A 13,392-nucleotide genomic window follows, 5' to 3' on the forward strand; every position below is an offset into this window, starting at 1 on the left:
GCGGTACTGGCGGCTGAACGCGAGACGGGTGCCCGGCCGGATCGGTGGGTGAATCCGGCTGTCGAGGGCTGGGACCTGCTGTGTGAAATACGAGGGCACTCGTAGTCGGCACGAACGAATCAGGGCGCGGTTGGCTGGCTGCTCGCGTACTCATCTGCCGCTGATGAAGCGCATTGGATGCTCGTCATTTGACAGCGACGGGGCACCGGGCGGCGGTCATCGCTCGGGGAGAACCTTACGACTTGAGACCGTCACCCGACGCCGCTCCAGGTAGGCACGTCATGATTCGGTTGAGATGACGGCTGCTCAGCAGGGATGGTGCGTGGCCAGATGTAGCCGTCGTGCTCGATGCGATACGTGCTGGCCCCGTACGTGCTCGTAGCCGAAGAGCGGCTGTCGTGGACGAAGCAGCTGGCAGCGTCATGGCAATGACCGGCGATGCGATTGCCGGATCATCATGCTCTAGCATCGGCGCGCATGAACATCTGGCGGTCGGCGGCCGCGCTCTGCCTCCTCTTCACATTGGCCGGCTGTAACGACGCCAAGCCCACGACTGACACCCCGGCCAAACCCGACCTGGCCCTCGCCGCGACCGGCCTGACCTCCGGCGATTACCGCTACATCATCACCCTTCCAGGCCAGAAGATCGAAGGTGTCTACGACCACGACCAACCAGCGTGGTCCAAGCGCTCCACCATTGACGGCACTGTCTATGAACTCGTCCTCGTCGGCACTGACCAGTACACCAAGACAGGCGACGGCTCCTGGCAGCACCTCGACCTGACGTCCGAGCCGTACGCCGAGATGAGCGCGAGGATGGGGCTCACCTTCGACAACCCCGACCGCACCGGTGCGACCGCCCTGCTCGCCGCCGCCCGCGACGTCACCCTGACCGGCACGACCCTTACCGGCCAGATCGACACCAGCGCGATAACGACCGCCCTCGGTGAGCTAATGACAGTGACAACCGCCCTGGCCGACGGGAACCGGCTCCCGTTCACCGCCACCCTCGATGCCCAGGGCCGCCTCACCGGGCTGACCATGCAAATGGCCAGTGGTCCCTGGACTATGACCATCACCGGCTATGACCCGCTGCCAGCTCCCACCATCCCGGCCACATTCACCGCAGGCTGATCACTGACAGCCCACCAAGCGACACGAGTTGTGAAGTCGCCGTAGCAGATGACTTGGCGGGTCACGCAGAGCCCTGTCAGGCTGCAGTCATAGCAGCAGGAAGCCGGCAAGCATGACTGAAGTTCCACCCCGGGACCGGACACCGGAGTTTCATGCCGCGAGGGCGATGGGTGGACGGTAGCAGACACGTGCTTCGCGTGGTGTCTGGTGGTTCCCTCCCTGTCACGCTGATGTGAGACAGCCCGTCTACCAGGGGATACTCTTCCTGGACGGCCCTGAGGAGAGCACATCAGCATGACGTCGAAGCCCCACGAGAGCCTGGATCCGGACGCCCGGCCCCAGCGGCGGACATTCACCGCAGAGTTCAAGGCGAGGATCCTGGACGAGTACGAGTCGGCGCCGGACGCGGCGGCTCGCGGGGCGATCCTGCGCCGGGAACGGCTGTACGGGTCACACATTCTCGACTGGCGCAAGGCCCGCGATGCCGGAGCCGAGGCCGGCCTGACGGACCGGCGGCAATCGGCCGCGCGGGCGGCGAAGAAAGCCGAGAACGCCGAACTTGCCCGCCTTCAGCGCGAGAACGCCCGGCTGCAGGCCAAGCTGGCCAAGACCGAGACCGCGCTTTCGATCATGGGAAAAGCGCACGCGCTCTTGGAACTGCTCTCCGAGAGCGCGGACACCGCGCCGACGCCGAACCCGTCCTCGCCGAGGCGCAGCAGGCGCTGACCGAGCTCTGGGGTATCGCGCCCGCGTGCCGGCTGACCGGCCTGTCACGCGCCACCCTGTACCGGCGCCGCAACCCACCCGCCGAGCCGAAGCCGCGCACGCCGCGCAAGCCACCACCGTCCGCGTTGTCCGAGGCCGAGCGTGAGCAGGTGCTGCAGCTGCTGAACCGGCCCGAATACCAAGATCTGGCACCGGCGCAGGTGTGGGCCCGGGAGCTCGACGAGGGCCGCTGGTGGTGCTCGGAGTCCACGATGTACCGGATCCTGCGGGCCGCCGGGCAGACCGGTGAACGCCGGGCCCAGGCCACGCACCCGGCCCGGACCAAGCCCGAACTCGTGGCCGACGCACCCAATCAGGTCTGGTCCTGGGATATCACGAGGCTGCGCGGCCCGGTCAAAGGCGTGTGGTTCCACCTCTACACGGTGATCGACATCTGGTCCCGCTACGTCGTCGGTCATCTGGTCGCCGCCTACGAGGACGGCCAGCTCGCCGAAGCACTGATCGCTGACGCGGCCGCCCGGGAACGCGTGAACCAGGACCAGTTGATCGTGCACGCCGACCGGGGTGCGGCGATGACCAGCAAGACCGTCACCCAGCTACTGACCGATCTGAAAATCGGCCGTAGTCACAGCCGGCCCAAGACCTCCAACGACAACCCGTTCATCGAGGCCAGCTTCAAGACACTCAAGTACGACCCAAGCTTCCCGAACCGGTTCGGCTCCATCCAGCACGCCCGGCAGCACTGCGAGGCGTTCTACACCTACTACAACCACGAGCACCGGCACTCCGGGATCGGCCTGCACACCCCGGCATCGGTGCATCACGGCACCGCCGGGCAGATCCGCGAGCAGCGGCAACGCACCCTCGACGCCGCCTGGGCCGCCCATCCGCAACGGTTCGGGCGCCGCCGGCCGCAACCGCCTCGCCTCCCGGACCAGGCATGGATCAACAAACCCGACGACAACGCCCTCGAACAGGCCGCCGCCGCACCAACGACCAGCCTTCCGGCAGCACAAAGCTAAACAAAATCAAGAAACTGTCTCAGTTGACTTGACAGGTTCCGGTTCACGGTGGAATGCAGTCTTTTGTTGTTGTAGTAGTTGATGTAGGCGAACACCGCCCGGCGGGCCTCGGCGCGGGTCGCGAAGACCCGGGTGCCGATCTCGGCTTTGAGGCTGGCGAAGAAGGACTCGGCGACGGCGTTGTCGAAACACGACCCGGTCCGGCCCATCGATGGCCGCATGTTCAGCCTGGTCAGCGTCGCCCGGAACGTGCTGGAGGTGTACTGGCTGCCGCGGTCAGAATGAAAGACCGCCCGCCGGTGGACCAGGCCGCGGCGGTGGGCCAGCTCGACGGCGTCGCAGACCAGTTCGGCGCGCATGTGCGTGGCCATGGCGTGCCCGATGACCTCCCGGTTGAACAGGTCGATCGTGGTCGCCAGATACAGCCAGCCTTCGACGGTGGGCAGGTAGGTGATGTCACCGACCAGCCGCCGGCCCGGCGCTGCGGCGGTGAAGTCACGGCGGATCAGGTCCGGTGCCGGCGCGGCCTTGGCGTCGGGCCGGGTCAGCGACCGCCGCCGGCGTCGGGTGATCCCGGCGAGACCGCGTTCACGCATGACACGTTCGACGCGCTTGCGGTTGATGCGCAGCCCGCGGCGGCGCAGCTCGGCGCTGACCCGCGGGGACCCGTAGCCGCGATGCTCGGCCTGGATCTGCCGGATCAGGGTGGCGAGGTGCTCGTCGTCGGCCTGACGCACCTGCCTCGCCGGTTCGGCGGCCAGCCACTCGTAGTAGCCCTGCCTGCGCTTGACCGCCAGCACACGGCACAGCCGTGCCACGCCGTAGACAGCGTGGTGCTCAGAGATGAACCGGTAGCGGTGGATCAACGACCCATCTCCTTCGCAAAATAGGCGGCCGCTTTCCGCAGGATCTCCTTCTCCGTCTCCAGCTCGGCGACCTTGCGCCGCAGCCGGCGCAACTCGTCTCGCTCGGCGCCGCTCAGCTCGCCGTCGTCCGTACCGCGGTGGCCGGCACGCTGCTCCTCGGCACGTTTCGCGGCGTTGACCCAGCCGCGCAGGGTCTCATGGTTGACACCGAGCTCACGGCCGACGTCACGGATCGTGCGGCCCGCAGAACGGACCAGCTCGACCGCGTCCCGACGGAAATCCTCGGAATACTTCGAAGGGCGGGGCACCCGGACATCCTTCCCCCAGACCACTGTCTGGTTTCAAGGTGTCCGGCTCGAAGGTGGAACCTCAGACCACAGTTCCTAGCGCGCTAGCGCTTACCGCGGTCAGTGCCGCTCGCCGTAGGCGCCGGTCCAGCCAGGCAGCCAGCGCCAGGCCACACCCCCACGGCAGCGACCAGGCCAACGCTACCTGCCCTAAAGTTGTCAGCTGCCAGGCGCTGGAGAGGCCAGCCAATAACAGCGGCAGTGCCACCGCCGTCGCACTGCCTAGAATGGTGAACTCGGGGCACGGCGGCCGCCACCATTCACGCCGGACGGCCTCAGCATGCTGCTTCACGAGTGCCAGTGCGAGGCAACATGCGACGGTTGAGGTAACGAGGACGACGGCCGTGAGGGGCATAAGTATGGGAAGCCGGCGGAATGGGATTCCCGTGGCGCCGCTGACATTGAACCAATCCCGCGAAGCTGCGAGGCCCCCACCGATCAGTTGCACAGAGCAGACGAAGGCAACGACGGCGGCAACGTCTCCATGGCGAGGACGCGCCACGAGCGCCAGCCCGCTCAGCAGGAGCGCGGCGAGCAACAGCCAGATCGCAGGAATGGTGGCCCAGCCGAGCCAGCTGGTGTTGCTGCCGACTAGGAGACCTGCTGCCACCGCAGCACCGGCAGCGGCCAGCGCGCACATCGTCATGCCGAGCCCAGCGAAGGGCACCGGCCTGCGTGTCGCGATGAGATCGTTTCCCGTCATGCTCAAGACAACGCTGTACCGACCGGTCGCGGTACGGATTCTAGAAAGAACCCCGGCACCGCGGATGCCGGAGGAGCACAGTGAGTTTCATTCAAGGCGACCCGCATCCGGATTCGCCGGTGAGAGTGCGTTGGATGCTCCAGCCATACCTCTACGCCTTGGACATGCCGCGACGAGCGAAAACGGCGTCGAATAGCTCCCATCCATCGACCTCGACCGCCCCGGGCTGATCCGGCTGCCATCCGCCATTCAGCGCCTCATCCAGCAATGCCCGTGCAGCACCCGGCTCGTGCAAGTTCAACGCTCGGCCGTCATTTCGCATGACCGCGCCGCTTTCCAAAAATCCGTCCGGCACGAGGCGATCCTTGCCCGCGCGGAAGACAACTTCGAGCAGTCCCTGTGCTTTATGGCGACGGATCTTGAGGATCTCGCGGCAATCTAGGTAGACCGGCGGACTCTGCGGGTTGTCAACTTGCTCGTGAAAGTGGCCGATGGACCACAGGAACGTGTGCTCTCCGACGATCAGGACCCGCGAAGCGCGACGGCGGGGCACACCGTGATCCTACAGGCACGAACCACGCGGGAGGAAACGATGAAGCGCTGCTGGGAAGGCAAGCGCTCGACACCGACGTCCGGTCCTGCCGTTACGGATTTAACTCTCATGCCGCGAGTCGCTCGCTACGCAGTGTCACGTTCGGCGCGTCGGTCGTCCAGTGGAGAACGACACGTTTCCTTTCGGGTTGAGGCGTAGGTCATCGGCCACTACGTCGCCGCGGCCGAGGCAGCAATCGCCGCGTACTTGCGATCTGGCCGGTCCGGGAACTGTTGCCTCATGCGCTGAAGCTCGGTGAAACCGGCTCTGGTCAGGCGGGTAGAAAACTCGTCTACCGGCCAGCTGTATGCCGGATAGACCTTGTGGTCGAACGCGGCCACCTCATCGTCGCTGTCGAAGAAGCCGATCACCAGCCTCCCGGAAGGCGCCAGCATCCGTCGGAACTCGATGAGTGCCCTGTCCAGCTCAGGTGGCGGCAGGTGGATCGTCGAGTACCAGGAGAGGATGCCAGCGGCCGCATGGTTGGCAAGACCCAGGTTGGTCATCGACCCGAGCCGGAACTGCGGACCGGGAAAGTGCGTCCGGGCGTAGTCGAGGAACTCTGGGACCATGTCGACGCCGGTCACCTCGGTGCCGAGCGAATGCAGGTAGCCACTCCAATGCCCGGGGCCGCAACCGAGATCGAGCACCATGCCGTTCAGGCCGACGAGGTGGTCTCGGACGAGGGCGGCCTCGTTCGCTGGGGCCTGCCAGTCACCACCGAACAAGGCGATGTACTGCTCCGACATGGATGAGTAGGCATCACGGACGGACCGGCTGTTCATGACGCCACCTTAAAGTCGGCTCCGCCTTCCCGAACGGTGGGCGCCAGCTGCGCGTCCCGCACCGCTCCGGCACAGCGCGCGGATCTGCCGCTCCGGGCGCGCTGGCGTTCATCGATGGTGGTGACGCAGCGTGGGGCATGGCTACTTCTTCGCGCTCGACGTCGGGAACCAAACTCCCTGATCATGTGGTGTTGCGGGCGGCGGTCGCCGCCTATCTGGGCCGCTACCGGGGCCAGACCCGGCTGCATGCCGAGTCGGATCTGCGGGTCTTCCTGCGCTGGTGCGCCCGTCAAGACCTCGATGCCTTGGCCGCCGAGCGGGCGGACATCGAACGCTGCGTGCGGTGGCTACAGGACGACGGCTGCTACCAGCCCTCGACGGTCTCGCGCCGACTGTCAGTCGTCGTAGTGTTCTGCCGGGTCTGCGTCATCGACCGGATCCTGCCGCACTCACCAGCAGACTACGTCCGCCGGCCCCGGGTGCCGGCAGAGTCGCCAACCCTGGGCCTGGGGCATCTGCAGTTCGAAGCGCTGATCACCACCGCCCGACTGTCGAACAACATCAACGACTTCGCGCTGGTGGCCCTGCTCGGGCTGCTCGGGCTACGCATCTTCGAGGCCTGCGGCCTGAATACCAGCGACCTCGGCGAGGAACACGGCCACCGCGTCCTTCGGGTGCGCGGCAAGGGCGGCAAGGTCGTGCTCGTCCCGCTGCCGCCCGCAGTTGCCCGCGCCGTCGATCAGGCGGTCGACGAGCGCGAGAGCGGGCCGATCCTGCGCAACACCCTTGGCCGGCGCCTGGACCGGCACGCCGCGACCCGCCGCCTCAAACAACTGGCTGCCGGTGCCGGCATCCGGATCCCGAGGATGCACCCGCACATGCTGCGGCACACCTTCGTCACCACCATGCTCGACGCCGGCGTGAGCCTGCGCGATGTTCAGATCGCCGCCCGCCACGCCGACCCGCGCACCACCATGCGCTACGACCGCGCCCGGCGGAACCTCGACCGGCACCCCAACTACATCCTGGCCGCCTACATGGCCTCCGGAACGTAAGCCCGACGCGCGAGTTTGCCGATGTGCGGATGTCGTCCCAGGGTCAGCAGGCGTCAGCCCAGTTGCCCGCGGCCAGCTGGAGTTGCCCGTTGGCGAAGCTGACGCGCGCGTCGGCCATCCATTGACTAATATCGATCGCTGTTCGCGTCACGGATCGCTCCGTCGTGTCGATGATGCGCACGGCCTAGCGACGATCAGTGGCGGGCCAGGAGTTCCACCGGCACCATCGCATCGGCTCCCAACCAGCGGCGGAGATCACCTCAGGGCGATGCTGGGGATCAACGGCGTGCTCCCGGTGCCACCGCCCCCAGCCAATGAAAGCCCGCTTGGCGTCAGCGTCCCATTTGCCAGGGTCGCGATCGTCGAGCCGACGCTGGCGCACCTGGTCGTCCACGTCCAGCAGGCAGGCCGCGATCCCGTTGAGTTTGACGGCCGACGGGCTCGCCAGTACTTCACCCAGCGGAGACTGCCCGGTCAACAGGACGTCGAGTCCATCGGCCTGATAGCGCAGCACACGCTGGATCCACTCTTCCATGCTGCGCTGGCGCCATGTCGTGTCCGCGCCCGCGGGGACACCGATCTCGTCGAAGTCGTGGACGACGAGTCCTTCGATCTTCGTTGCGGCGTGAGCCGCGGTCGTCTTCCCTGAGCAACTTGAACCCGCGATCGTCAGCAGCACTCCCAGAGTTTGCTGAATGCCTTATCCACAACGCGACCGAAATTCTGAGCTCGATTTTGCGGCATACCAACAGCGGCCCCATCTCCGGCAGCATCCGCTCATGCCGCGAGCTGCTCGCCGCCGAGCGTCACGTGGTGGTCTTCTACCGGTTCTGCGTCATTGACCAGATCCTGCCGCACTCGCCCAGCAGACTACGTGCGCCGGCCCCGGGTGCCGGCAGAGTCGCCGACCCTAGGCCGGCCGCGCGGACACGGGCCAGCGCTGCGGTTGACCAGGGCTGCGATTATGTCCTGCGATGATCGAGATTAATGGTCTGACCAAAAGGTACGGACGGGTCCATGCCGTCGACGACGTGACGTTCGCCGCACCACCGGGGCGGGTGACCGGGCTGCTCGGGCTCAACGGCTCCGGCAAGACCACGACGCTGCGGATGCTGCTCGGCCTGACCCGGCCGACGTCTGGGACCGCCTTGATTAACAAGGTGCAGTTCCGGGAGCTGACCGATCCGGCCCGGCAGGTCGGTGCCGTGCTGGAGCAGGGCATCAGTCATCCAGGGCAAGCGGCCCGGGCACACTTGATGACACAGGCACTACTCATTGGCGCCGACCGGGCCCGGGTGGACCTGCTGCTGGAACAGGTAGGGCTCGGCGACGCCGGGCAGCAGCGCAGCGGCGACTACTCGCTCGGCATGCGGCAGCGGCTCGCGGTGGCAACCGCACTGCTGGGCGACCCGTCAGTGCTGGTGCTCGACGAGCCGGCGAACGGACTGGATCCGGAAGGCATCGCCTGGCTGCGAGAGCTGCTGCGGGCGCACGCCGACAACGGCGGAACGGTGCTGATCTCCAGCCACCTGCTGGCCGAACTGGCCCAGCTCATCGACGACGTGGTCGTCATCGCGGAGGGGACCGTGCGGTACGCGGCGCCGCTGGAACAGTTGTACGGGTCAGCATCGACGCGGCTGCGGATCCGCGGCCGCGATCCGCAATGCCTGGAACGCGCATTCGAGGAGGCGGGAGGCCGGGTCGAGGAGTGCGGGGGCACCCTCGCGGTGGCCGGCCTGACGCCCCAGGAGGCAGGCGACATCGCCTTCGCCGTCCAGGTGCCGATCTACGAGCTGACCACCGAGTCGTTGAACCTCGAACAGATCTTCCTCAGCATGGTGCACGGCCCGGCCAGCAGTGCCGCTGCCGCCAGGGACGAGGGGAACGCCGCGTGATCACGGTGATCCGCAGTGAGCTGTACCGCCTGGCGACGACCCGGTCCAGCGCGCTGTCGCTGTCGGCCTTCAGCCTCTCGGGTGCCGTCCTCAGCGTCTTCGGTGCGGACTTCTGGGCCCTGCTGGCCGGGGTGGGCGCCTTCGGGTTCGGGGCGGCCGGCGTCTCTCAGCACTATCTGCACCATACGGTGGTACTGCTCCACCTCGCCCGACCTCGGCGGGTGTCGGTGCTTGCCGGGCAGCTCGTCACCGCACTGATCGTGAGCCTGGGATTCACCGCCGCGAGCGGCCTCGCTGTCCCGATCCTGTGGAATTGGGAGTGGTACGCGGTCACGCTGGTGGTGGCCCCGCTCATGGCGGTGTTCGGCGCCGCTGCGGCGGCCATCGCGCGCCGGGCCACCTTCCTGTTCGTCGGCTGCACGGCCTGGGTCGTCTTCGTCGAGGCAATGTACGGCAAGCTCCAGGAACCCCTCCCGTTCTCGGCATACGTGGACGCCGCCTCGGGGGACATGGGCAAGCTGCTACTCCTGCTGGGCTGGACCGTGGCGGCGATCGCCGGTGCGGTCTTCGCGGTCGGCAGGGACTTGAACGGCGACTGATACAGAGCGGTCCCTCCACCGTCGGCGGAGTCATTCCCGGCAGGCGTGCGCCGAACGCCGAGCATGCGGCTGAGCAAGTCGTCACGCCAGAACACGGACGTGCGGCTACATGTAGCAATATCCTCTCCTGCCGCCGGTCGCGTACCGGCACCAGCAGGCTCAGCACGCTCCGTGAGTTTCGTGCCCGCCTGTGCGCACTCCTAGCCGATGAGAGCGCGTGGCACTTGTTCGGTGGACGGGCGCTGAATGAGGCTACGGTTCAGTGCTGGAAGGAATGACGTAGACGCGTCACCCGTAAGCTGATTGCCGGTGACAAAGCGTGATTTCCGACTCCGCCACGCTCGTGTTATGCGCAGTGATTTGACGATCCGAGGTGCTTCAGAGCTGTGCGTGCCCGATGACGCAGAACTCGTTTCCATCAGGATCTCGCAGCACCACAAAGTCGGCATTGTCGGGATAGGGCCAGTCGTCGATCCGCGTGGCGCCCAGCTCGACGAGCCGCTCGACCTGCTCGGCTTGCGCATCGGTGTAAAGATCGAGATGCAAGCGGACCGGTTCTCGCGGGGCGGAGTCGGTCAGTTGCAAGGACACCGGCAGGTACCGGCCGTCCGGGTCGACCAGCATCTGAAACTGCGTGTCCCAGTCCGTCTCACGCCGCTGGTATCCCAGAGCGGCAGTCCAGAAGCGCACCGCTCGCTCCATGTCTTGCACGTTCACGACGATGGTGGCGAGGTGAAGGTCGCCGACAAGATCGCGCTTATCACCCATGATTGCCACAATAAGACCAGCCACGCCACTCTTCAATGAGGCGCCACTTTTCCGGATAATTCGCAGAAATAACCAAGATCAGACGCGCTCACCTGCCGCTGACGGTGTGCGGGCTGCCGGGCAAGTCGTCACGCACGGAAGAAGGTCACGGACCTGGCCTACGCCTTTGAGTGTCGGTTGACTTTGTACGGGATGTGCCTACCGAACCTTGGCACCGTACTTTTTCACGAGGTCTCGCGCGGTTGATGGCACGTTCCCGCTCGCCGATTAGCGTGTCCCTCGAGCCCGGAGTCCATCCGTCCGGATTCGACCGTGCCGACGAACTCGCCGGTGTACTCGAATTGGAACGAGGCGCCGAACTCATCCGAGAGTCGACAGACCTCGCCAACCAGTTCCTTGACCTCCTCCAGGTGCACACGGTCCACCTGAGGATCGATCTCATCAACCCATGGCGGCAGCGCTGTGAAAGCCGCAGCCCGAATCCAGCCCAGCGCGGGCCAATCTCGTCTGATGAATCGAGGAAGCTGGGCGGGCCGATTACCCAGGTCCGACGCACGTATCACACCATCATGCCGACGAGCCCACACCGGATCATGCGGTTCGTCGAGCAATGCATGGGCGCCGGCCCTGGAAGGCTGTGATTCCGTCCGGCATTGCTCGCCTGTGGTTATCGATCTGCACGTCGTCGAGCCTCTGCAATGCCGGTGTCAGTGCGCGGCGCCGATGCCGGGTAGCCGCAGACTCCGCGCGAGCGGGGGCCGAAGCTGCCCCCAAGCAGCGTTAGGCGCGGCGCAGCACCAAGGTCACGAAGCCGAGCACGCCCCGGTAGCCCTGCAGCCACCCGTTGCGGTGATCCCGAGCGACCTCCAGCACCTGCGCCGCATCCGGATGGCCCGGATTGTCCAGCGCCCACGCGGTCAGCGAACCAGTCCACGACCATTCGTAGTCGTCCCACTCGGCGGCCTCGCTGACGTGCGCGTACACCGGCAGCCAGCCGGTCTTGGCAGCCACGTCGATCAGACCCGCCAGGTCGGTGTAGTCGGCCGGAGCCGCGTCCAGCGCGGCCAGGGCCGCCGGGGTCGGCGGCGCCGCCCAGAATCCTTCGCCGATCATCAGCACACCGTCGGCGTTCACGTGCCGCCCGGCCGCGTGCAGGGTGCCCTCGACGCCACCGAACGCATGCGTCGAGCCGATACAGAGGACCAGGTCGTAGTCGCCGTCCGCCGCATAATGGCGGGCATCGCGCTCGTGCAGCGTCAGCCGGTCAGCGAGCCCGCGTTCAGCGGCGGCCGCCGCCGCACGCTCCAGAGCGTACGGGCTGAGATCGAGGCCGTCGGCGACTCCGTCCGGGTAGTACGCCAATGCCTGTAGCGCCCACGCCGCTTCCCCACACCCGAGGTCAAGGATCCGAGCGGCGGGTTCGCGCCCGGCCCGGCGCAGCAGGCGGTTGACGTTCACGCCGGAGACCGGTGCCGCGATCGGGTGATGGGTATGCGCAATGCTGCTGAGCCGTAGACGATCCACCAGCACAGTCAACACGGACCAGCCAACCCCCGGCTCACCCTCCCGGACGCTTCACAACTTCTCCCGGCCCGACCGGGTCATCTCTCGTACGGCATCCGGATCTGCCGCTCCGGGCGCGCTGGCGTTCATCAATGGTGTTGACGCAGCGTGGGGCATGGCTACTTCTTCGCGCTCGGAGTCGGGAACCAGCGTCTCTGCTCAGGTGGTGTTGTGGGCGGCGGTCGCTGCCTACCTGGGCCGTTACTCGGGGGCCAGACCCGGCTGTATGCCGAGTCGGGTACGCGGGTCTTCCTGTGCTGGTGCGCCCGTCAAGGCCTCGATGTCTTGGCCGCAGTGCGAGCGCGCCCCGAGGCAGGTCATTCTGGGTTTCGTACGCCGAGGTCATCACTTCTACCCGTACTTGGCCGCCGCGATCGTCACGATCCGTCAACTCATCCGAAGAGCGCGAACGCTCTACCGCTGGGACACCTATTGCCGGTCGCTTTCAGACCCAGAACGACTTGCGGCATTCGGGGGAGAATCGGTACGTGCCGTAGGAGCGGTTGTACATCTCGACCATCACAGAGACGACGTACGGCTTGGCCTTGGTGGCGACGTGGTAGCTGGACGGCCAGTGAAACACCATGTGGGTGAGAGAGTAGTCCTGCGGTGTGACGTACCCGTCCGACCATCCGTCGCTGGTCGCCTTTCGGTGAATGGTGGCCGTGACGAGGACCTCGTTCGAGGCGACCCGGTACACGTCGATGCGGTTGACCGAGATCCGGTTGCCGCGAATCTCGTAGTCCACCGTCATGTTCCAGTTGGCACCCCAGTACCCCTCGCATTGCAACAGCGGCGACGTTATCGGCACCGCCGATGCCGGTTCGGCCGCTATCGGCAGTGCCGCGCCGGTCAAGCCGAGTGTCGCGGCGACGGCCGTGCCCGCCAGCCGCCTGATCAGGTTATTCGTCGTCATGCGCGTGACCGTATCGACGGGCGCGGATCGAGGCGTACTGCGTCAGTTTGAAGTTCGGCGTAAACCTCAGCGGTATTCAGCCGCCCCCAGCTGGCGGATGCGGGACCTGATCGCCGACCCGACGTATGTGACAATCCTGGCAACCGCTGTTCGCCGACCGGGCCGCCCACACCCCGAGGGCTGCACCCGGACCGTGCTGGCGCTGTTTCTGCTGCGCGTCGCCCAGCTGTACGCGGCGCAGCCGGCTGTTCGTCGGACGAGGAGGCGGCTCGGCAGCGTCGATCTGCCCAGCAATACCCGAGGAGCCCACCCCCGCAGGCGGCCACCGCTTGATCCCGCCCGCCAGAGCTCTCCGGCCCTGGCCACCGCACCGCCGCCGGCTCGTACGCGATCCATCGTTTGAACAGCGATTGACCACGAT

Annotated in this window: 17 protein-coding genes; 6 read left to right on the forward strand and 11 right to left on the reverse strand. The window is 66.5% G+C overall.

Going from position 1 to position 13,392, the window contains the following annotated elements; all coding sequences use genetic code 11:
- Positions 1 to 438: 438 nt before the first annotated feature.
- From OHA21_RS15775 to OHA21_RS15785, 3 genes are all read left to right on the forward strand, one after another.
- A complete protein-coding gene (locus OHA21_RS15775) occupies positions 439 to 1,134 on the forward strand; it encodes a hypothetical protein (RefSeq protein WP_328474655.1) in 696 nt (231 codons plus the stop codon).
- Positions 1,135 to 1,428: 294 nt separating this feature from the next.
- A complete protein-coding gene (locus OHA21_RS15780; protein ID WP_328468874.1) occupies positions 1,429 to 1,860 on the forward strand; it encodes a hypothetical protein in 432 nt (143 codons plus the stop codon).
- Positions 1,857 to 2,882, forward strand: coding sequence for an IS3 family transposase (locus OHA21_RS15785; protein WP_328478429.1), 1,026 nt, complete (start codon positions 1,857 to 1,859; stop codon positions 2,880 to 2,882). The genes OHA21_RS15780 and OHA21_RS15785 overlap by 4 nt, the downstream gene beginning before the upstream one ends.
- On the opposite strand, the gene OHA21_RS15790 is transcribed toward OHA21_RS15785, so the two are convergent.
- The 5 genes from OHA21_RS15790 to OHA21_RS15810 all read right to left on the reverse strand — a co-directional run bounded on the left by OHA21_RS15790 (position 2,879) and on the right by OHA21_RS15810 (position 6,175).
- Complete coding sequence (locus OHA21_RS15790; RefSeq protein ID WP_328474657.1) at positions 2,879 to 3,748, reverse strand: IS3 family transposase; 870 nt, start codon at positions 3,746 to 3,748, stop codon at positions 2,879 to 2,881. The two genes, OHA21_RS15785 and OHA21_RS15790, sit on opposite strands and share 4 nt — an antisense overlap.
- Positions 3,745 to 4,056, reverse strand: a complete 312-nt coding sequence (locus tag OHA21_RS15795) for a transposase (RefSeq protein ID WP_328459742.1) — start codon at positions 4,054 to 4,056, stop codon at positions 3,745 to 3,747. Before OHA21_RS15795 ends, OHA21_RS15790 begins: the two co-directional genes overlap by 4 nt.
- 61 nt (positions 4,057 to 4,117) lie before the next feature.
- Complete coding sequence (locus tag OHA21_RS15800) at positions 4,118 to 4,804, reverse strand: hypothetical protein (RefSeq protein ID WP_328474659.1); 687 nt, start codon at positions 4,802 to 4,804, stop codon at positions 4,118 to 4,120.
- 145 nt (positions 4,805 to 4,949) lie between these two features.
- On the reverse strand, positions 4,950 to 5,351 hold the full coding sequence (locus tag OHA21_RS15805; protein ID WP_328474661.1) for a hypothetical protein: 402 nt from the start codon (positions 5,349 to 5,351) through the stop codon (positions 4,950 to 4,952).
- 209 nt (positions 5,352 to 5,560) lie between these two features.
- On the reverse strand, positions 5,561 to 6,175 hold the full coding sequence (locus tag OHA21_RS15810) for a class I SAM-dependent methyltransferase (protein ID WP_328474663.1): 615 nt from the start codon (positions 6,173 to 6,175) through the stop codon (positions 5,561 to 5,563).
- A gap of 137 nt (positions 6,176 to 6,312) precedes the next feature.
- On the opposite strand from OHA21_RS15810, the gene OHA21_RS15815 reads away from it, so the two are divergent.
- Positions 6,313 to 7,230: a tyrosine-type recombinase/integrase gene (locus tag OHA21_RS15815; RefSeq protein WP_328474665.1), complete on the forward strand. Its 918-nt coding sequence runs from the start codon at positions 6,313 to 6,315 to the stop codon at positions 7,228 to 7,230.
- A 43-nt stretch (positions 7,231 to 7,273) separates the two neighbouring features.
- Here the strand turns inward: OHA21_RS15815 and OHA21_RS15820 are convergent, their stop codons facing one another.
- Both OHA21_RS15820 and OHA21_RS15825 read right to left on the reverse strand, forming a co-directional pair.
- The gene (locus OHA21_RS15820; protein ID WP_328474667.1) at positions 7,274 to 7,411 is read right to left on the reverse strand and encodes a hypothetical protein; all 138 of its coding nucleotides are present in this window, start codon (positions 7,409 to 7,411) and stop codon (positions 7,274 to 7,276) included.
- 3 nt (positions 7,412 to 7,414) lie between these two features.
- Entirely contained in the window at positions 7,415 to 7,909 is a 495-nt protein-coding gene (locus OHA21_RS15825; protein ID WP_328474669.1) for a hypothetical protein, read from the reverse strand.
- A gap of 295 nt (positions 7,910 to 8,204) precedes the next feature.
- Here OHA21_RS15825 and OHA21_RS15830 point away from each other — a divergent pair, with 295 nt between their 5' ends.
- Together OHA21_RS15830 and OHA21_RS15835 are read left to right on the forward strand one after the other, a co-directional pair.
- Positions 8,205 to 9,125 (forward strand): ATP-binding cassette domain-containing protein, encoded by a 921-nt coding sequence (locus OHA21_RS15830; protein WP_328474671.1) that lies wholly within the window; start codon positions 8,205 to 8,207, stop codon positions 9,123 to 9,125.
- Positions 9,122 to 9,724 carry a hypothetical protein gene (locus OHA21_RS15835; protein WP_328474673.1) on the forward strand — a complete coding sequence of 201 codons (603 nt, stop codon included), beginning with the start codon at positions 9,122 to 9,124 and terminating at the stop codon, positions 9,722 to 9,724. The genes OHA21_RS15830 and OHA21_RS15835 overlap by 4 nt, the downstream gene beginning before the upstream one ends.
- A 378-nt stretch (positions 9,725 to 10,102) precedes the next feature.
- On the opposite strand, the gene OHA21_RS15840 is transcribed toward OHA21_RS15835, so the two are convergent.
- From OHA21_RS15840 to OHA21_RS15855, 4 genes are all read right to left on the reverse strand, one after another.
- Entirely contained in the window at positions 10,103 to 10,492 is a 390-nt protein-coding gene (locus OHA21_RS15840; RefSeq protein ID WP_328474675.1) for a VOC family protein, read from the reverse strand.
- 224 nt (positions 10,493 to 10,716) lie between these two features.
- Positions 10,717 to 10,908 carry a hypothetical protein gene (locus OHA21_RS15845; protein ID WP_328474677.1) on the reverse strand — a complete coding sequence of 64 codons (192 nt, stop codon included), beginning with the start codon at positions 10,906 to 10,908 and terminating at the stop codon, positions 10,717 to 10,719.
- A 364-nt stretch (positions 10,909 to 11,272) separates the two neighbouring features.
- Positions 11,273 to 12,016 (reverse strand): SAM-dependent methyltransferase, encoded by a 744-nt coding sequence (locus tag OHA21_RS15850; RefSeq protein WP_328474679.1) that lies wholly within the window; start codon positions 12,014 to 12,016, stop codon positions 11,273 to 11,275.
- Positions 12,017 to 12,500: 484 nt separating this feature from the next.
- Complete coding sequence (locus tag OHA21_RS15855; RefSeq protein ID WP_328474681.1) at positions 12,501 to 12,971, reverse strand: hypothetical protein; 471 nt, start codon at positions 12,969 to 12,971, stop codon at positions 12,501 to 12,503.
- Positions 12,972 to 13,392 lie beyond the last annotated feature (421 nt).

It is taken from the genome of Actinoplanes sp. NBC_00393, from assembly GCF_036053395.1.
Classification (GTDB): domain Bacteria; phylum Actinomycetota; class Actinomycetes; order Mycobacteriales; family Micromonosporaceae; genus Actinoplanes.

What these genes read in the sequence shown, in the direction of transcription:
- OHA21_RS15840 (WP_328474675.1), bottom strand. Translation starts at nt 10,492, where the DNA reads ATGGGTGATAAGCGCGATCTTGTCGGCGACCTTCACCTCGCCACCATC.
- OHA21_RS15830 (WP_328474671.1), top strand. Translation starts at nt 8,205, where the DNA reads ATGATCGAGATTAATGGTCTGACCAAAAGGTACGGACGGGTCCATGCC.
- OHA21_RS15815 (WP_328474665.1), top strand. Translation starts at nt 6,313, where the DNA reads ATGGCTACTTCTTCGCGCTCGACGTCGGGAACCAAACTCCCTGATCAT.
- OHA21_RS15780 (WP_328468874.1), top strand. Translation starts at nt 1,429, where the DNA reads ATGACGTCGAAGCCCCACGAGAGCCTGGATCCGGACGCCCGGCCCCAG.
- OHA21_RS15810 (WP_328474663.1), bottom strand. Translation starts at nt 6,175, where the DNA reads ATGAACAGCCGGTCCGTCCGTGATGCCTACTCATCCATGTCGGAGCAG.
- OHA21_RS15855 (WP_328474681.1), bottom strand. Translation starts at nt 12,971, where the DNA reads ATGACGACGAATAACCTGATCAGGCGGCTGGCGGGCACGGCCGTCGCC.
- OHA21_RS15775 (WP_328474655.1), top strand. Translation starts at nt 439, where the DNA reads ATGCGATTGCCGGATCATCATGCTCTAGCATCGGCGCGCATGAACATC.